Raw genomic sequence first — 18,275 nt, forward strand, 5'->3', positions numbered from 1 at the left:
GTGGGGCAGGATGCGGGTGAGGTAGATGCGTTGGTCACGGCGGTAGCGCGGGCGGCGGTCGCGGGAGTCGACCTCGACTGGAACGCGTTCTATGGCCCGGCCGCCGAGCACGTCGACCTGCCCACCTACGCGTTCCAGCGGGAAAGCTACTGGCTGCGCGACAGTGGCGGCGGTGCCGACTTGACCGGCGCCGGGTTGACCGCCGCAGACCACCCGCTGCTGGGCGCGGTCGTGGTGCTGCCCGACGACTCTGGTGTGGTCTGTACCGGTCGTCTGTCGACGGCGGCGTCGCCGTGGCTTTCCGATCATGTTGTGCTCGGCCAGACTATTGTGCCCGGCACCGCGTTGGTCGAGCTCGCGATCACCGCGGGAGACCATGTCGGCTGCTCCACGTTGCGCGAACTCACTATCGAAGCACCCCTGGTCCTGCCCGAAACCGCTGCCGTGCAGATCCGGGTCATCGTGGGCGCCGACGACGGCTCGGGCGACCGGCCGGTCGCCGTCTACTCCGGTGACGACACTGGGTGGCCTCGCCACGCCTCGGGCCGAGTGTCGAGCGGCAGCCCGGTGCGGTCCGATGCGGAGATGGCGGTCTGGCCGCCGGCAAGGGCGGAGCCGGTGGACGTCGACGACGCCTATGCAGCCCTGGCCGCGCACGGCTACGCCTATGGTCCCGCGTTCCAGGGCGTACGGCGGGTCTGGCGGCGCGGCGAGGAGGTCTTCGCCGAGGTGGTGCTGCCCGAGGGTGGCGCCGAGCGGTTCGCGCTGCATCCAGCTCTGTTTGACGCCTGTCTGCACCCGCTGCTGATGACCGGCGGCTCCGGCGCGACGATCCTGCCGTTCGCCTGGCAGGACGTGGCGGTCCAGGCGGTCGGCGCAACCTCGGTTCGGGTGCGTCTCACGCGTCCCACTCCCGCGTCGCTGTCCCTGCAACTCGCCGACGCGGCCGGCAATCCGGTCGCCACAGTCGCCTCCCTCGCGGGGCGCCCGGTTACTGCCCAGCAGCTCGGCGACTCGTCCCGGTCCATGTATGCCCTGGACTGGCTCGCGGCGCCCGTCGCCACCGCCCCGAGCGCCGCGTCCCCGCAGGTCCTGCGGGTCACCGAGCCGGCCGACGGGCCGCTGTCGCTGCTCGCGGAGGTGCTCGGCGAGGTGCAGTGGTGGGTGGCCGACGACACCGACCCGGCCCGGCAGTTGCTCGTCGTGACCTCTGGCGCGGTCGCCGCCATTCCCGGCGAGCCGGTACGCCCCGCGATGGCGGCGGTGTGGGGCCTGGTCCGATCGGCGCAGGCGGAACATCCGGGTCGGCTGGTCCTCGTCGACGTCCCCGACGGCGCGCCGGTCGACCTGGCCGCCGCGGTGGGGCCGGAACCGCAGTTGGCCTGGCGGGACGGCGGCTGGCTGATGCCGCGCGTGGTCCGATCGGCGCCCGCCGAGGCCGAGCCGGTCTCCGCGCCGGACCTGACCGACGGCACGGTCCTGGTCACCGGCGGTACGAGCGGCCTCGGCGCGCTCGCCGCGCGGCACCTGGTGGCCCGGCATGGCGTACGGAATCTGCTGCTGGTGTCGCGACGGGGCGGGGCCGCTCCGGGCGTGCCGGAGCTGCTCGCCGAGCTGCGCGAGGCCGGGGCGGCGACGGTCAAGGTGCTGGCTGCGGACGTGGCCGACCCGGCCGAGCTGGCCGGCGTGCTGGCCACGGTCGACCCGCGGCATCGGCTGATCGGGGTGGTGCACGCGGCGGGAGTGCTCGACGACGGCATGGTCACCGCGCTCACGCCGCAGCGCCTGGCGGGCGTGTGGGGTCCGAAGGCGGGTGCCGCCGGAACGCTGCACGAGCTGACCGCAGGGCTGGACCTGCGCATGTTCGTGCTGTTCTCGTCGGCCGCCGGGGTGCTCGGCAACCCGGGCCAGGCGAGCTATGCCGCCGCCAACGCCTATCTGGACGGTCTGGCGCTGCTGCGCGGCTCACTCGGGCTGCCCGCGCTGTCGCTGGCGTGGGGGCTGTGGGACCAGTCGGGCGGGATCACGGAAGGGCTGAGCGTGGCCGACCGGTCGCGACTGGCCCGTTCCGGGGTGCGCCCGCTGTCGGCGGCCGAGGGACTGGCTCTCCTGGACGCTGCGCTGGCGGGCGACGCGCGGCTGCTCATCCCGATGGGGTTGCAGCCTCAGCAGCTAGCGGCGGAGCGTACCCCGCCGATCCTGCACGGTCTGGTCCCAGCGCGGCGCCGCATGGGGACCGCGACGGCGCTCGCGTCCGACGACAGCCTGCGCCAGCGCCTGGCGGGCCTGCCCGCCGACGCCTGGCACGCCGCCGTGCTGGACCGGGTACGCGCCGAAGCGGCACTCGTGCTGGCCCTGCCCTCGGCCCACGGCGTCCCCGCCGACCGGGAGTTCCAGGAGCTGGGCTTCGACTCGCTCACCGCCGTGGAGCTGCGCAGCCGGATGAAGGCGGCGACCGGGCTGGACCTGCCTCCGACGATGGTCTTCGCCTTCCCGACCGCCGCCGCGCTCGCCTCCGAGATCACCGCGCGGCTGCAAGCGGCACCACTGACCGGACCTTCAGCCGCGCCCGCGGCCCTGGCGGCGCCGGGCAGTATTACCGCGCTGTTCAAGGACGCCTGCCTGGCCGGGCGCATCCAAGACGGTGCCCAGCTGCTCATGGTCGCCTCCATGCTGCGGAAGGCCTTCACCGAACCCGTGCGGCTGGACCGCAGACCGGCGCCGGTGCGCCTGGCCCGGGGTCCGGCCACGCCGACGCTGATCTGCTTCCCGGCGTTCAGTGCGGTCTCCGGCGCGCACGAGTACGCCCGCTTCGCCGCCACCCTGCTCGACGTCCGCGGCGTGACGGCATTGCCGCAGCCCGGCTTCGACGACGGCGAACTGCTGCCCGCCTCGCTGGTCGCGCTGGCCCAGGTTCAGGCCGACGCGGTGCTGGCGGTGGCTGACGGGCAGGAGTTCGCGCTGCTGGGCCGTTCTGCCGGAGGCTGGGTGGCCAACATCGTCGCCCGCGAACTGGAGTCCCGCGGCGTACGGCCAGCGGCGGTGGTGCTGTTGGACACCTACCCCTGCGGCGGGGCCGGGCCGGCGCTGACCGCGATGACGCGGGGGATGCTGGAGCGCGACGGCGCGTACACCGTCGTCGACGACTACCGGCTCACCGCGATGGGCGGTTACACCCGGATCTTCCGGGAATGGAAGCCGGAGCACACGGCGGCGCCCACGCTGTTCGTCCGCGCCCGCGACCCGTACGCGATCGAGGAGTCCGACGGCACGTCGCTGCTGCTGGAGGGGTCCTGGGAGCTGGAGCACGCGCTGATCGACGTCCCGGGCAACCACTTTTCGATGCTCGAGGACCATTCGGACACCACAGCCCTGGCCGTGCACGAGTGGCTGCTCGCGCAGGGCTGACATGGGCTTGGTGAACATCGCCGCGGTCCGGGGCGGCACGGTGCGCACCGGGACCTCGTCCGGAGACGTCACCCTGGGCGCCGCGAAGAGGTTCCTGGTGGCGAGTTGGATCAAGGTGTCGGTGTACTTCGCTCCCGAGTGGCCTGTGGAAGGTGCCCACACAAAACCTGATCGGGTCGAGGCAGGACCGGTAGTAGTGGTGCTCCCGTCGTGGACCCGGCAACCGTAGCGCCTGGCGGCCGGCCCGTGGCCGGCCGCCAGGCGTCGACCGGTCAGGACCGGGTGAGCTTCACCGTCGTGGTGTTGTCCACCCTGACGTACTCGTCGTATTCGGCGTCGTAGCCGCGGGCCAGGGTGATGGCCTCGGCCAGGCCCTTGGCGAACGGGGTGGTGCCGCCCGGGACGGCCGCGGCCGTCCACGGGGTCGGGCTGCCCGGGGTGCAGTTCACCAGGGTGGAGAAGCTGCCGCGAACGAGCACCTTCCTGACGATCTGGGTGACATTGCCGTCAAGCGTCACCGCGCTGGGCAGGTTGCAGCTCACCGTGCCGTGCAGGACCGCGTTGCCGTTCACCCGGTGGGCGATGCCGTCGGTCGCCACGGCGAGTTCGAGTGCCAGCCGCTCGGGCGGTGCCGGGTTGGCGATGTGCACCTCGCCGCGGGCGGCCGCCGTGCCGCCCTCACAGTGCTGCTCGTAGGTGGCGTCGAAGGTCTGCACGTAGCCGTTCGGACCGAACACCGCGTTGATGACCGTGAAGCTGCCGGTCAGTTGGTTGCAGCCCCGCCCGTTGCCGGACAGGTCGAGGCCGGGGCCGGCCCCGTTGAACGGGTAGCGGGTCGCGGCCTGGTAGGTGCCCGGGGCCAACGCCGCGGTGCCGGGCGCGTCGAGGCTCAGAGACCACCAGTCGCCGTTGTAGCCGTCGATGCTCACCGTCACGCGGCTGTTGTCGACCGAGCCGTACGTGGTGAGTTGGTCGCCGGCGTCGGTGGAGTATGAATAGGAGTCGCCACCGGTGATGTAGTCACCGGGATCGCCGCTGAAGGAGACCGATCCGGACTCCACTGTCTGCGCCTGCGCAGGTGCCGCCAGGACCAACCCACCCGACACACCAATGATGGACAGGGCGGCTGCGAGCGCCGCCTTACGCCAGGATCCTTGCATCCCCGTTCCTCTCTGGTACGAGACAACCGCGCGGACGGTTGCCCGGCGGTCACTGTCAGCTCATTACGCCACGCATCGATTGTCATGTTCGACCGCTGCGACAGTTCGTACAAAGGGGAGCGTCAGTCACCAGTCGCCCGTACGGCCGCAATCCGGCGGGCGGTCGAGGCCGGGCGGTTAGCATCCGGGTTTCGACGAGAGGAGCCCAGATGACAGCGGCGGCCCAGACCCGGTTCGGTATCGTCGGCAGTGGCTGGCGGGGCGAGTTCTTCCTCCGCCTGGCTCGCCTCCTGCCGGAGCGGTTCCAGGTGACCGGCGTGGTCACCCGTACCGAATCGCGTGGTGCCGTGGTGACGGCCGAATGGGGCGTGCCGACCTTCCGCACGACCACCGACCTGCTCGCCCACGAGCGACCGGACTTCGTCATCGTGTCGGTCCCCTGGCCGGTGACGCCGGACGCGACAAGGGAGCTGGTCGCGGCCGGCGTGCCGGTGCTCGCCGAAACGCCGCCCGCCCCGGACCTGGCGGGGTTGCGGTCGCTCTGGGCCGACGTCGGCGGCAGCGGTCTGGTGCAGGTCGCCGAGCAGTACCTGCTGATGCCGGGGCACGCGGCCCGGCTGGGGTTGGTCCGCGCCGGGGTGCTCGGCGAGCCGACCTCGGTCCAGCTCTCCTCGACGCACCTCTACCACGCCGTCTCGCTGATCCGTGGTCTGCTCGGCGTCGGCTTCGACACCGCCGAGGTCAGCGCGCGGGCCTTCGTCGCACCGCTGGCGAACCCGCTGTCGCCGGCCGGTTGGCGGGGCGACAGCACCCCGGAGCAGCTCACCACCACCCTCGCGACAATCGATTTCGACGGGCGGATGGGCCTGTACGACTTCACCGACAACCAGTGGTGGAATCCGCTGCGCACCCGCCGACTGGTGGTCCGGGGGTCACTCGGTGAGCTGGTGGACGACCGGGTGGTCCGCCTGGTCGACCCGGAGACACCTGTGGAGTCGTCCCTGGTGCGTCGCCAGACCGGGCTCGACCTGAACCTGGAAGGGCTGGACCTGAAGCACATCAGCTTTGACGGCGTCGTCGTCTACCGCAATCCGTTCGTCGGCAGTGGGATGTCCGACGACGACATCGCGGTGGCGGACCTCCTCGCCCGTACCGGTGCCTGGGCGCGCGACGCGGGCCCAGCGCCGTACCCGCTGGCCGAGGCGTGTCAGGACCACCTGATCAGCCTCGCCGTCGAAGAATCGGTACGCACCGGCGGGCCGGTCGTCGCCACGACTCAACAGTGGGCACGGTAGGCCGACAGGGCTGCTGTCGTCTCCCCGACAGGCTGCAACCGTGCCTCCCGTTCGGGCGTGGCACAGGTAGTAATCGGCGCCCGGGACCAGCCGGGCTCACACGGGGAGAAGAAATGACTCACACCACTCGACGGACGTTGGCCGGCATCAGCGCCGCCGGACTGCTGGCCACCGTCCTCGGCGTCGCTGCCTCGTCACCGGCGACCGCCGCGCCCAGGGCCGCCGCCCTCGGCACCTGCAAGATCAGCACGCTGCCGTACCCGACCGACACCTACCGGGCCGGCGCGAGCGTCATCGACCCGTCCGGCCGCTTCATCGCCGGCGACGGACTGCGCGAGACCGAGGACGGCAACCAGTACCTGCTGCTGTTCTGGGACGGGGATCGGCTCACCGAGGTCGAGGCGCCGAGCATGGCGACCCCTGCCGACGTCAACGCCGACGGCGTCGTGATCGGCAACGGCTGGGGTGAGGGCGTCAACGGCCAGCCGTGGCGGTACCGCAACGGCAAGGTCGAGCAACTGCCTGTGGTGCCGTCCACCACGGGCATCTCCGTCACCGCCATCAACAAGGCCGGCGACATCGTCGGTTTCGGTACGGACGTCGTCACCGACGAGTACTTCGTGCTGCGCTGGCCGGCCGCTCGGCCGGGCACGGTCGAGGTGCTCGACGCCCCGGCCAATGCCCGGCCGGAAGGGATCACCGCGAACGGGACCATCGTCGGTAGCGCCGGTGACTTCGGGTACTGGACCAGCTGGGTCCGCCGGCCGAACGGCCGGTACGACGCACTCACGGTCCCCGGCGCGCAGATGTCCTATGTCAGCGCAGCTGCCGGTCACTGGGCGATCGGCCATGTCGACCTGCCGGACAGCATCTGGGTGCCGGTGCGCTGGAACCTCCGGGACGGCTCGTACACGACGCTCGACCCGCAGTCGCCGTTGTTGGAGGACGTCAACGCCAAGGGCGTAGTGGTGGGCGCTGACCGCGTCGTGCGCGGCGCGACCTCCCGGGTGCTGCCGGGCGGCAGCGACGAGGTGGGCATCGGCGCACGTTCCATCTCCGACACCGGCACGATCGTCGGGTTCCGCAACGGTGAGCGACTCACCCCGGTGCGCTGGACGGGCTGCTGAGCCGACCGGCGACGGCACCTGCCGACAACTGGAGCGGGCGAGCATCCGGAATGGATGCTCGCCCGCTTCACGCCCGTGCGCCTGGCGTTACGACCTCCGGGAGCCGGTGGTCCCGATCGCGTTGGCAGTGGCGTGGTCGGGCCGGTTGGTGCCGATGACGACCGCCACGATGCCGCCCGCGCAGCAGAGCAGGGTGAGCACCGCCGCGCTGACCGCGACGATCACGGCGCTCGTCTTGGCGGCGTTCGTCCGGGCCGTCGCCGGCGCGACGAGCGGATGACCCGGCATGGCCGTCGCCGGGAATCCGCCGCCAGCTGTCGGGTACGCGGCCCCCGAGAACGGTGGCTGCGGTGTCGCCGCGAACGGACGGCTCGGCGGCGCGGCGTTCGACTGCTGGGAATGGTGCGGCCCGACAGGGGGCTGGGGGTGGGTCACCGTACTCCTTGACGCCTCGGTACCTGCGGTGCGAGAACTCCATCGACGCTACCGTGCGTGGCCGATGGCTCGGTCGTCGTGCCGGAGGATGCCGCGCCGGTTGCGGTCAGTGAAGGGACAGCACGGCGGCGGTGCGGACCAACCCGTCGGCCACCGCGAAACGGCCCGTGATCGATGCCGGCGGGTCGTCGACCCCCGCCTCGTGCAGCCGGGCCGGTGCGATCCGGGCGGTGAACGTGCCCGCGTCCGGATCGATGTCGAGCCGGGCGTCGAGGAAATCCAACCAGGTCCCGACGACCGGATGCCAGACCTTGTAGACGGTCTCCTTCGCACTGAACAGCACGATCGGCCAGTAGATGTCGTCGGGCAGCCGCGCGCAGTCGGCCTCCTCCTCGGGCAGCAGCACGAGTCGGCGTACCCCAGGACTGATCTCCCGGTGCTGCTCGGCGTCCATGCCGACGGACCGGATGTCGCTTGTGTGCGCCGCGGCGGCGGCGCAGTAGCCGGCGGTGTGGGTGATGGTGCCGACCACCCCGGCCGGCCAGACCGGAGCCCGGTCGGCGGCGGCCGGCACGGCGGTCGGTGGCAGGCCGAGCGCGGTGAGTGCCCGGCGGGCGCAGACCCGCCCGGCGGTGAAATCCCGGCGACGGGACTCCACGGCCTGGTCGCTGAGGCACGCCTGCTCGGCGGCGAGCAGCTCGCCCACCCAGTCGTTCGGCCCAGCGACGGCCACCGCGACGGTCGACGGCAGTAGGTCATACATCGCGCTGGCCTACCTGTTGGTAGGAATGGCGCATCGGGCCGACAGTCAAATTTCCGACTCCCACAACCGGAGAAGGTACCGCAAGGATGTAACACCGGAGGGCCGCGTATCGCCCTCTCTGATGGCTCCGGGGGGACCACCATCGAACCTTGGCCGGGCGCTGCCGCCGGTCAGTCCCGTGGACATTGGAAGGACGTGCGATGACCGATGGTGCCGAACGGGCGGGGACGCGGGCCGATGATCACGCCCCGAAAACCCCCTGCTGGAGCTGCGGCTCCTGCGGTGACGAGTGGCCGTGCGCGACGAAGCGCAGCCGGTTGCTCGCCGAGTACGGCAGTGACCGGGCAATGCTCAGCGTCTATCTGGGCTCCTGCCTCGCCGCCGCCGCCGAGGATCTGCGTACCGCCCCGGTGATGTCGCTTCAGGACCGGTTCATCGGCTGGCTGCCCCGCGGCCCGCGGCGCGGCTGACCCGCTGGTGGCCCCGCCGTCGGGCGGAGGCCACCAGCGCGGCCGGACGCCTCAGCGCCGCCTGGGCCGCCGGGTCACCGCGAAACCCACCACGCCGGCCACCGCGGCGAGCACGCCGCCGATGCCGGTCCAGACCCAACGCGAGCCGAGATCCGGCAACCAGCCCCCGAGCGGGTCACTCTCGTCGTCGGCATCCGGGTCCACCGGGGGTACGGCGTTGAGCACCGTGCCCGCCTCGGTGTTCGGCACCAGTGGTGCGGCCAACTCACCGTCGTCGGCCGAGGCGCCCCGATCGGCGATGGTGCCGACCAGCAGGTCCACGTCGATCGGCGCGCCCAGATCCGGCTCCGGCAGGTCGATCACGGAGAGCCGGACCACGTACGAGCCGGGCAGCGGGTCGGCCGACCAGGGCTCGGCCCACTGTCGCACCTCGCGCAGTGTGCAGCCGAGCGCCACGCTCGTCGCCGCGGCGTCCACGGTCGGGGTCTGCGCCCCCGCCGTGCAGGCCTGACGTCGACGTAGCCCGTCGAAGACGTCGACCGTCCAGGTGGACGCGCCGCTGCGTCCCTTCGGGAAGGTGACGGTGGCGCTGATCTCCTGTACCTGGCCGGCGGTCGCCGGGAACGACCAGTACAGGTGGTCGCCGATCGAGGCGTCCACCCGCACGGGTTGCCCGGCGGTGATCGGGGTGGCGCTGAGGAACGACGTGCCGGCCCGGTTCACCGGGGTGGCCCCGGGGGAGGGGGTCGGCGCGGCGGCGGCCGGGGCAGGGAGGAGCGCGGCCCCGCCGGCGGTAAGCAGTGCCGCCAGCGAACGCATCAGTGCGGTACCCATCAGTTCTCCCTCCAGGTGGCGACCCACCAGCGGGTGAGCAGGCCAGCGAGCAGGCCGGCGAGCAGCCCGACGATGGTGAGCAGGGCGAGCAGGACCCAACCCCGGCCGAGGTCCGGACCGTTCGGCGCGGGCGTGGCGGCGACCACGTCGATGGTCAACTCCACGGGCAGGCCCGGAGTCGCCGCGGTGCCGGGACGCGGAGCGAACGAGTTGCTCACCACCAGGCAGACGGTGGTGGGTTCGACGACCGGGGCGGCGCTCTCGTCGGTCTTCGCGGCGTCCTCGTCGTCGGCGGTGGCGGACCAGCGCAGCCCGGCGGAGAGCACGTCGGCTCGCCCGCTGCCGGCGTCCGCGCCGCGGACCAGCTCACGGCCGTCCGCCGCGGTGGCCCGCAGCAGCACCCCGTAGTCCCGGTTGACCGCCCGGTCCAGCGCCATGCTCACCGAGGCCCGAAGCTCCTGCCCGGGGCGTACCGGCACCCGGTAGTAGCGGTGCTCGGAGAACGCCTCCCGGTCGGCGTAGACGCCGGGGGCGAGTAGTGGCGCCGCCGCGCAGGCGTTCGCGCCACCGACGACCGTCGGTGCCCGGGTGTTGGTGTCGGCGGCGCGCTCGACGAGCTGCTTGATCCGGCCGGTCAGCTCCTCGGCGCTCTGGGCGGCGGTGTAGGTGCCGCCGGTCGCGCTGGCGATGCAGAGCAGTTGCCGCCGGACCTTCTCGTCAGGGGCCAGGCCGAGGGTGTCGACGACCAGGCTGGTGCCCTGGGCGGCCAGTTCGCGGGCCACCTCGCACGGGTCCGGCGGTGCGCAGGTGTCCTCCCCGTCGGTGATCAGCACGATCCGTCTGGTGGTGGCCCCGGTGCCCAGGTCCTGCGCTGCCGAGCGCAGGGCGAGGCCGACCGGCGTGAACCCGGTCGGCCGCAGCGTCGCCACCGCGGCCTTCGCCGCGGAGCGGTCCACCGGCCCGACCGGCACGATCTGCTGGGTGTCCTGGCAGCCGACCTTCTTGTCCTTGCCGCGGTAGGTGGCGCCGAGCACCCGGATGCCGAGCTGGGTGTCCTCCGGCAGTGCGTCCACGACCTCGTTGAAGGCCTGCTGGGCCACCGAGATCCGGCTGCGTCCGTCGATGTCGGCGGCGCGCATCGAGCCGCTGACATCGAGGACGAGTTCAACCCGGGGCGGTTCGGGCACCTGCTCCTCGCCGGCCCGTGCGGGGACCGGCCCGGTCAGCGCGGTGGTCGCCAACAGTCCGAGCAGGACAGCCGCCGATCGTTTGAAGTTGATCACGGCCCGCAGTGTAGTGAGATCCACTTTGGATGATCACTTGGGTTGGTGCACTTTCCAGTAGGGCCGTCCCCGGCCGCGTCGACGGGCGTCGCCTACCGCTCGGCGTCGCGGGTTGGGTCCACGCCGGCTCACCCTAGGTCAACTGTTCGATGGCAAATATCGGCTTGGCCGCTATCGGTCGGAAATCTGACTTAAGTCGACCCGTTGTGCCGGTGGTGCGCGGTGGTTAAGCTCTTGATGCGCGCCCCAATCGCCCGCTTCCCCCGTGGCAGGCGATCGGGGCGCGCGTCTTTGTCAGAAGGGCCCGCACGCTTCGGCGTGCGGGCCCTTCTCCGTCGCGCTGTGCGGCGCGTCGCCTGTCGGTGCTTATATCCACCGGCCGTCGAGCCACATCCGGGACAACCAGTCCGCATACGGGATGCTCTTGCCGACGAAGATCGGATAAAAGTACGCGAAGCAGATCCCCACCAGCAGCACGTACGCCCCGGCCGCGACGCTGCCCACCAGTCGGCGTTCGTAACTCGGATCGCCGGGCACCAGCGGCGCCACCGTACCCACCTCACCACCGGCGGGCGCGATCAGCACGCCCAGCACGTACACCACGGCCAGCACCAGGAAGGGCAACGCCGGCGCGGCGTAGAACGAGAACATCGTCCGGCCGTCGAGGGCGAACCAGAACCACGGCAGCAGCCCGGCGGCCACGGTGAGCAGGATCGCGCCGGCCCGCCAGTCGCGACGGGCCAGGCCCAGCCAGGCCAGCGCCGCCAAGGCGGGCAGGAACGACCACCAGAGCAGCGGGGTGCCCAGCAGGAGGATCTCGGAGGCGCAGGTCGGTGCGCCGCAGGCGACGTCACCGGACCAGTGGAACGCCACCGGTCGGCCGAGCAGCAGCCACTGCCACGGCCACGACTGGTATTTGTGCGCGTCGTCGAGCTGGGCGTGGAAGCCGTACGCCGCCCGGTGGTACTCGAAGAGGTTGATCAGCGGGCCGATCACCGGGCGGTCGCTGAGCGGGGCGGCCGGGTACGCCGAGGCGAGCCGGTAGTAGCCGTCGTCGGTGATCAGCCAGCCCGACCAGGTGGCGAGATAGGTGCCGACCATGAGCACGCCGGCCAGCACCAGCCAGGGCAACTCCTCGACCAGGGCGTTCCGCCAGGGCCGGCGGACCCCCGCCGAGCGGCGTACGCCGACCTCCCAGAAGAGGACAAGCAGCGCGAAGGCCGGGACGAAGTACAGGGCGCTCCACTTCACCGCGCAGGCGCAGCCGATCAGCACGCCGGCTGCCAACCGCCACCACGGCCAGTTGCGCCAACCGGTGGGCGGTCGGCCGGCACGGCCCGGCTGGGTCGGGTCGAGCCCGTCGTCGAGCGCCCGCCCCCAGCGGCGACGGCGGGCGTCCCGATCGAGCACCAACGCGCCGAACGCGGCGAGCACGAAGAAGAGCAGGAAGATGTCGAGCAGCGCTGCCCGGGACAGCACCAGGTGGAAGCCGTCCAGGGCGAGCAGCAGGCCGGCGGCGCAGCCGAGCACCGTCGAGCGGAACATCCGTCGACCGATGCGGACCAGCAGCAACACCGACAGCGTGCCGATCACGGCCGCCGAGAACCGCCAGCCGAACTCCGGCGCGGTGGTCATCAGGTGCCCGGGGACCGAGACCTTCGAGTCGGCGTCCTGATAGCCGAAGGCCCACTCGCCGAGGCCGATCAGCCACTTGCCGAGCGGTGGGTGCACGACGTACGACGGGCCGTTGTCCTTGTAGTTCCACTCCACGCCACGGGAGATCAGCCCGTAGCCGTCCTTGGCGTAGTACGTCTCGTCGAAGATCTTGCCCTTGATGCCGGACAGCCAGACGAAGCGCAGGATCGCCGCGATGGCCACGACCACCGCGGTGGCCGCCCAGGAGAACCGGTCCGCCTGGGTGTCGATGGTGGCGAACCGTCGCCGGATCTGGGCGGGCACGCCGCCGGAATCGGCAGCCGGTGCCGGCGGCTCCTGGTGGGGGCTGGGCTCGTCCGGCACCGCGACCATCTTGGCAGGATCGGCGCTGGGGCTCTGCGCAGTCGACGCACTCGTCACCCGGCGATCGTAGGCTGCCAAGGTGCCCGGTGGCGCCCGTCGTCCCCGATACCGGTACTCGCTGTCGATGAAGGAGACGAATTCGTGGGTGAAATGTCCGAAGCTGGGCGCCTGATCCTGCTCGGTGCCCCGCTCGGCAACCCCGCCGACGCCTCGGCCCGCTTTCGGGAGGTGCTGAGCAGCGCCGACGTGGTCGCGGCCGAGGACACTCGCCGGCTCACCCGGCTGGCCCGCGATCTCGACATCACCGTCGGCGGTCGCATCGTCTCCTACTTCGAGGGCAACGAGGAGCGGCGTACCCCCGAGCTGGTCGAGGTCATCCTCGGCGGCTACGTGGTGGCACTCGTCACCGACGGGGGGATGCCGAGCGTCTCCGACCCCGGCTACCGGCTGGTCCGGGCCGCCTTGGAGGTCGGGGCGCCGATCACCGTCGCGCCCGGGCCGAGCGCCGTCACCACCGCACTGGCGGTGTCCGGGCTGCCCTGCGACCGGTTCTGCTTCGAGGGCTTCCTGCCCCGCACCCCCGGCTCCCGCCGATCACGGCTGCGCGCCCTCGCCGCCGAGGAGCGCACGCTTGTCTTCTTCGAAGCCCCGCACCGGATCGGCGCGGCGCTCACCGACCTGGCCGACACGTTCGGCGCGGATCGGCCCGCCGCGCTCTGCCGCGAGCTCACAAAGACCTACGAGGAGGTGCTCCGCCGCCCGCTCGGCGAGCTGGCCCGGTGGGCGGCCGAGGGCGACCCGCGCGGTGAGATCACCCTGGTCGTGGCCGGAGCGCCGGTCACAACCCGGGAACGCCCCGACGACGACACCCTGCGTGCGGCGGTTGCCGAACGGGAGGCCGCCGGCCGGTCCCGCCGCGACGCCATCACCGACGTCGCCACCGAGTACGCGCTGCGCCGCCGGGACGTCTACACGATCGTGCACAGCTGACCGAGGCACCCGGCCGTGCCGGACGGCGGTTTCACCAGGCGGCGGCCAGGAAACCGACGGTGATCAGCACCGGGCCGGTGACGGCGAGGGCCACGGCCCAGCGACGGTGCCGGCGGCCGGGCAGCCGGGCCGACCCGGTGCACCTGACGATGGCGGCGGTGCAACCAAGCACCACCAGCAGGCCGGGCAGCCAGCGCAGGTGCCGGACCAGTCCGGTGTCCGCGTACGCGGTGCCGCCGTCCCGGCCGGTCATCCGGGCCGGTAACGGTGTGCCGGTCGCCTCCGCTCCGGCGGGTACGCCGCTGACCCGCACCCCGTGCGCGATGAACCGTCCGTCCTGCGCCGTGAAGATCCCCCGACACCGCAGGGTGAGCCCGCCGCCGGCGCACTCGGCGATCACCACAGTGCCCACCCGCGCGTGCCCGACCGCCAACCAGAACGGGCCGGCGCTGACCCAGGCGAAGAAGGCGGTGACCAGGGTCAACGTCACAAGCGCGGCGAGCCCGGGCAGTGGATCCGGCGGGACGGCCCGGCTCGCGCGACGCCGCGCCGGGCGTGCGTAGCGGTCGCGCTCCGCCGACGGGTCCGCCCGGACCGGGGTGCCGTCCCAGTGCACCTGCTCGATGGGTGCCCAGAAAGCGCCGTCGTCCTCCGGTTGGTCGTCCCCGGGCCGGCGACCTCCTTGCCGGCTGTTCTGTTGCCGGACGGGCACCCGGCTCGGCACCGCGTCCACCGGCGCCCCGGTGGTCGGCTCGACCTCGACGGCCTCCGCGCCAGTCGGCGGGACCGGCGGGGCGGGCCGGGCCGGGCTGGGCGTCGGTGCGGCCGGGGCCGGCCGGACCGGGCTGGGCGTCGGTGCGGCCGGCGTGGGCCGGACCGGTGTGGCGGCGAGATTCGCGGGGTCGTCGCGCCCCGCCTCGGCGGCCCGTCCGCCGGGCGCGGGCCGCCGTGCCGGTTGCGGGTCGGCGGCGGGGCCCGGTCGGGGGGCTGGACCCGATCGGGGGGCGGGGCCCGGCCGGGGCGCTGGGCTCGGTCGCGGCGCGGCACCCGGGTCGACGGCGGGCACCGGCCGGGGCTGGGGCGCGACCCCGCCACCGCGGGATACGGCCGGTTCGGGGTCGCCGCCCACCGTCGGGCCGGTGGAAGGGTCCTCGTGGTCCCGCGCCGCTCGTCTGCCAGTCACGAGGTTCATTGCACACCGCTCGGGAGGGCGTACCAGGCAGTTGAACCGCGTGTCGGCGACAAATCGGACCAAAGGCCGGGGTGGTCGGCCCGGTCCGTCGGCCCGGCACCCCCTATTGGTTCGCGGGCGCGCCGGACGGGTCACTAGGCTTGCTGCTCATGAGTCACGTTCTCGCGGCAGTGGCCTGGCCGTACGCCAACGGCCCCCGCCACATCGGCCACGTCTCCGGTTTCGGCGTTCCCTCCGACGTCTTCGCCCGGTACATGCGGATGGCCGGCCACGACGTGCTCATGGTCTCCGGCACCGACGAGCACGGCACCCCCATCCAGGTGCAGGCCGACGCCGACGGGGTGACCCCGCGCGAGCTGGCCGACAGGTACAACAGGGTGATCGTCGAGGACCTGCACGGCCTCGGTCTCTCCTACGACCTCTTCACCCGCACCACCACCCGCAACCACTACGCGGTGGTGCAGGAGCTGTTCGAGGGGATGTACCGCAACGGCTACATCGTGCCGAAGACCACCATGGGCGCCATCTCGCCGTCCACCGGGCGCACCCTGCCCGACCGCTACATCGAGGGCACCTGCCCGATCTGCGGATACGACAGCGCGCGCGGCGACCAGTGCGACAACTGCGGCAACCAACTCGACCCGATCGACCTGATCAACCCGAAGTCGCGGATCAACGGGGAGACCCCGAAGTTCGTCGAGACCGAGCACTTCTTCCTGGACCTGCCCGCCCTGGCCGAGGTGCTGCGGCAGTGGCTGGACACCCGGGACGGGTGGCGACCCAACGTGCTGCGGTTCTCCCGTAACCTGCTCGACGACCTCCAGCCCCGGGCGATCACCCGTGACCTGGAGTGGGGCGTGCCGATCCCGCTCGACGGCTGGCGCGACAGGTCGGACAAGCGGATCTACGTGTGGTTCGACGCGGTGATCGGCTACCTGTCCGCCTCGATCGAGTGGGCCCGCCGCTCCGGCGACCCGGAGGCGTGGCGGAAGTGGTGGTCGACCGACGGGGAGGGCAAGGACGCCCGGTCCTACTACTTCATGGGCAAGGACAACATCGTCTTCCACTCGGTGATCTGGCCGGCCCTGCTCTCCGGCTACTCCGGCGAGGGCTCCCGCGACGGCGAGCCCGGCCAGCTGGGCCGGCTCAACCTGCCCACCGAGGTCGTCTCCAGCGAATACCTGACCATGGAGGGGCGTAAGTTCTCCTCGTCCCGCAAGGTGGTCATCTACGTCCGCGACTTCCTGGAACGCTACGACGCCGACGCGCTGCGCTACTTCATCGCCGCCGCCGGCCCGGAGAGCAACGACACCGACTTCACCTGGGCCGAGTTCCTCCGCCGCAACAACGACGAGCTGGTCGCCGGTTGGGGCAACCTGGTCAACCGGTGCGTCTCGATGGCGGCGAAGAACTTCGGCGCGATCCCGCCGGTCGACCCGGCCGGGCTCACCGAGGCCGACGAGGCGCTGCTCGCCACGGCCCGCGCCGGCTTCGCAGGAGTCGGCGACCTGATCGGCCGACACCGGCAGAAGCAGGCAATCGGTGAGGCGATGAAGGTGGTCGCCGAGGCCAACAGGTACCTCTCCGAGCAGGCCCCGTGGAAGCTCAAGGACGAGGCGGACAAGCCCCGGATGGGCACCATCCTGCACGTCGCCCTCCAGGTGATCAGCGACGCCAACACGCTGCTCACCCCGTTCCTGCCACACTCCGCGCAGCAGGTGCACGAACTGCTCGGCGGCACCGGCGTGCACGCGCCGATGCCCGTCATCGAGCAGGTCGACGACCTGGACGGTGGCCCGTCGTACCCGGTGCTGACCGGCGACTACACAGTCGGGGCGCGCTGGGAGTCGGTGCCGATCGAGGCGGGTCGGCCGTTGGCCGCGCCGAAGCCGGTGTTCCGCAAGCTCGACCCGTCGATCGTCGACGAGGAGCTGGCCCGGCTGGCCGACTGACCGGACGACACCCCGGGCGGCAGTTGAGCCTGCCGCCCGGGGGGCGTCACATCGCGTACCTGGTGTCCATCACCTGGTCGTCGGTCACCTCGGCGCCCGGCGCCCAGGCCTCGTAGACCCCCCGTTCCTGGCACTGCGCGCCGGTCGCGACCACCGCGTCCGGGTTCGGGTAACGCAGCCGCACCCGCAACCAGCCAGCCTCATCCCGGAGCACCAGGCACGCCGCGCCCCGCCAGGTGGCGAACCGGACCCGGCGGGCCACAGCGCTCACCGGGTAACGGGCCGCCCGGGTCATCGCCAGTACCCGGAACCCGTCGGGCAGGTCCGCCACCGCCTCGTACTCGTTGTCGCCGTACCAACCGACGAGTTGGGTGGCGCGCGGCACGTCGGCGTTCGGCACGTACTCCTGGTCCGGCGAGAGGCCCGGCACCCCGGCCAGCAGGTGCCGCCACTGCGGACCCACCATCCGCAGCCAACCGCGCTGCTCGGCCTGGTAGGTGTAGAGCACCACCTCCACCCCCTCCGCCGGATAGGCGATCAGGGCGGCGTTCGCCGGCATCGGCAGGTCGGCGAAGTCGCGGGTGATGAACTCCGGGACGAGCTGACCGTTGCTCGGCACGAAACCGGTGCCCAGCACCGGCGCGCCGAGCCGGTCCCGGGATCCCAGCGCGGTCAGGCCACGGTGTGCCTCGCCCACCGGCACGTCGTAGTCGCCCGGGTCGGACGCCCGCCAGCGCAACGCGTACGCCACCTCCGGACCGTCCCTGCCGACCTCCCCGTCGGTACGCAGCACTGTCGTCGTCGCCGGTGTCCGCAGATGTGCCACGTCATGCTCGCGGTAACAGAAGCCGTGCGGCAACCGGCCCCGCAGGTGCCCGACGAGCTGCTGGGCGGAGAGCACCTTCACCATCCGGGTGCCCCGCCGGACCACCGCCGACGCCCGTGCCGCGGCCAGCATCGGGTCACCGGCCGCGGCCGGCTGCTGGCTGAGCTGGTGCAGGTACGCCCAACCCCGCTCCCGGTGCGCGGGCATCATCAGCGGCGACTCCGGCTCGTCGGCGGGCTCCGCGACGCCGTGCACAGCTGTCACCTCGGTGACGTGCACGAACCGGTGCCACGGCAGGGCACTGCCCGGCCTGGGCGCCCACTCGAAGCCGGCCACCTCGTCGGCGCTGAACAACTCGTACGCGGCGCCTCGGGCGATCTCCTCGGCCGGGTAGACGCCCCCGCCGAACGCCACGTGCAGCCCGGTGCGTTCTTCGGGCGTGACGCTCACGCCGCCGCCTCGCTGCGCTCGGCAGCAGCGCGAGCCGCGACGCTGCTGTACCTGCTGGTTCGCTCGCTGCG

Annotated in this window: 14 protein-coding genes; 6 read left to right on the top strand and 8 right to left on the bottom strand. The window is 72.3% G+C overall.

All coding sequences use genetic code 11. The features are described from left to right. Positions 1-3,408, top strand: a 3,408-nt coding sequence (locus AB0B86_RS13310) for a type I polyketide synthase (protein ID WP_357417982.1), incomplete at its 5' end; no start/stop codon positions are given. A 272-nt stretch (positions 3,409-3,680) separates the two neighbouring features. On the opposite strand, the gene AB0B86_RS13315 is transcribed toward AB0B86_RS13310, so the two are convergent. Further along, positions 3,681-4,568 (bottom strand): hypothetical protein, encoded by an 888-nt coding sequence (locus AB0B86_RS13315; protein WP_357411980.1) that lies wholly within the window; start codon positions 4,566-4,568, stop codon positions 3,681-3,683. Positions 4,569-4,777: 209 nt separating this feature from the next. Between AB0B86_RS13315 and AB0B86_RS13320 the strand changes: the two genes are divergently transcribed. Both AB0B86_RS13320 and AB0B86_RS13325 read left to right on the top strand, forming a co-directional pair. Continuing rightward, positions 4,778-5,863: a Gfo/Idh/MocA family oxidoreductase gene (locus AB0B86_RS13320; RefSeq protein ID WP_357411981.1), complete on the top strand. Its 1,086-nt coding sequence runs from the start codon at positions 4,778-4,780 to the stop codon at positions 5,861-5,863. 113 nt (positions 5,864-5,976) lie between these two features. Continuing rightward, a complete protein-coding gene (locus AB0B86_RS13325) occupies positions 5,977-6,990 on the top strand; it encodes a hypothetical protein (protein WP_357417984.1) in 1,014 nt (337 codons plus the stop codon). A gap of 87 nt (positions 6,991-7,077) precedes the next feature. Here the strand turns inward: AB0B86_RS13325 and AB0B86_RS13330 are convergent, their stop codons facing one another. Together AB0B86_RS13330 and AB0B86_RS13335 are read right to left on the bottom strand one after the other, a co-directional pair. Next, on the bottom strand, positions 7,078-7,425 hold the full coding sequence (locus tag AB0B86_RS13330; RefSeq protein ID WP_357417986.1) for a hypothetical protein: 348 nt from the start codon (positions 7,423-7,425) through the stop codon (positions 7,078-7,080). A 106-nt stretch (positions 7,426-7,531) separates the two neighbouring features. After that, positions 7,532-8,188, bottom strand: coding sequence for a 4'-phosphopantetheinyl transferase superfamily protein (locus AB0B86_RS13335; RefSeq protein ID WP_357411984.1), 657 nt, complete (start codon positions 8,186-8,188; stop codon positions 7,532-7,534). A gap of 200 nt (positions 8,189-8,388) precedes the next feature. On the opposite strand from AB0B86_RS13335, the gene AB0B86_RS13340 reads away from it, so the two are divergent. Further along, positions 8,389-8,658, top strand: coding sequence for a hypothetical protein (locus tag AB0B86_RS13340; protein ID WP_357411985.1), 270 nt, complete (start codon positions 8,389-8,391; stop codon positions 8,656-8,658). Positions 8,659-8,709: 51 nt separating this feature from the next. On the opposite strand, the gene AB0B86_RS13345 is transcribed toward AB0B86_RS13340, so the two are convergent. The 3 genes from AB0B86_RS13345 to AB0B86_RS13355 form a co-directional block, all read right to left on the bottom strand. Next, a complete protein-coding gene (locus tag AB0B86_RS13345) occupies positions 8,710-9,477 on the bottom strand; it encodes a peptidase (protein ID WP_357418115.1) in 768 nt (255 codons plus the stop codon). A 14-nt stretch (positions 9,478-9,491) separates the two neighbouring features. Continuing rightward, a complete protein-coding gene (locus tag AB0B86_RS13350; RefSeq protein ID WP_357411986.1) occupies positions 9,492-10,775 on the bottom strand; it encodes a VWA domain-containing protein in 1,284 nt (427 codons plus the stop codon). 366 nt (positions 10,776-11,141) lie between these two features. Beyond that, positions 11,142-12,803, bottom strand: coding sequence for a phospholipid carrier-dependent glycosyltransferase (locus AB0B86_RS13355; protein WP_357412025.1), 1,662 nt, complete (start codon positions 12,801-12,803; stop codon positions 11,142-11,144). A 132-nt stretch (positions 12,804-12,935) separates the two neighbouring features. Here AB0B86_RS13355 and rsmI point away from each other — a divergent pair, with 132 nt between their 5' ends. Then, positions 12,936-13,784 carry a 16S rRNA (cytidine(1402)-2'-O)-methyltransferase gene (gene rsmI / locus AB0B86_RS13360; protein ID WP_357411987.1) on the top strand — a complete coding sequence of 283 codons (849 nt, stop codon included), beginning with the start codon at positions 12,936-12,938 and terminating at the stop codon, positions 13,782-13,784. A 31-nt stretch (positions 13,785-13,815) separates the two neighbouring features. Here rsmI and AB0B86_RS13365 read toward each other — a convergent pair whose 3' ends face one another. Next, complete coding sequence (locus tag AB0B86_RS13365) at positions 13,816-14,967, bottom strand: hypothetical protein (protein ID WP_357411988.1); 1,152 nt, start codon at positions 14,965-14,967, stop codon at positions 13,816-13,818. 158 nt (positions 14,968-15,125) lie between these two features. On the opposite strand from AB0B86_RS13365, the gene metG reads away from it, so the two are divergent. Next, positions 15,126-16,928 (top strand): methionine--tRNA ligase, encoded by a 1,803-nt coding sequence (metG, locus tag AB0B86_RS13370; protein ID WP_357411989.1) that lies wholly within the window; start codon positions 15,126-15,128, stop codon positions 16,926-16,928. Positions 16,929-16,974: 46 nt separating this feature from the next. On the opposite strand, the gene AB0B86_RS13375 is transcribed toward metG, so the two are convergent. Continuing rightward, positions 16,975-18,204 carry a hypothetical protein gene (locus AB0B86_RS13375; protein WP_357411990.1) on the bottom strand — a complete coding sequence of 410 codons (1,230 nt, stop codon included), beginning with the start codon at positions 18,202-18,204 and terminating at the stop codon, positions 16,975-16,977. Positions 18,205-18,275: the final 71 nt, after the last annotated feature.

It is taken from the genome of Micromonospora sp. NPDC049047 (assembly GCF_040649135.1).
Classification (GTDB): Bacteria; Actinomycetota; Actinomycetes; order Mycobacteriales; family Micromonosporaceae; genus Micromonospora.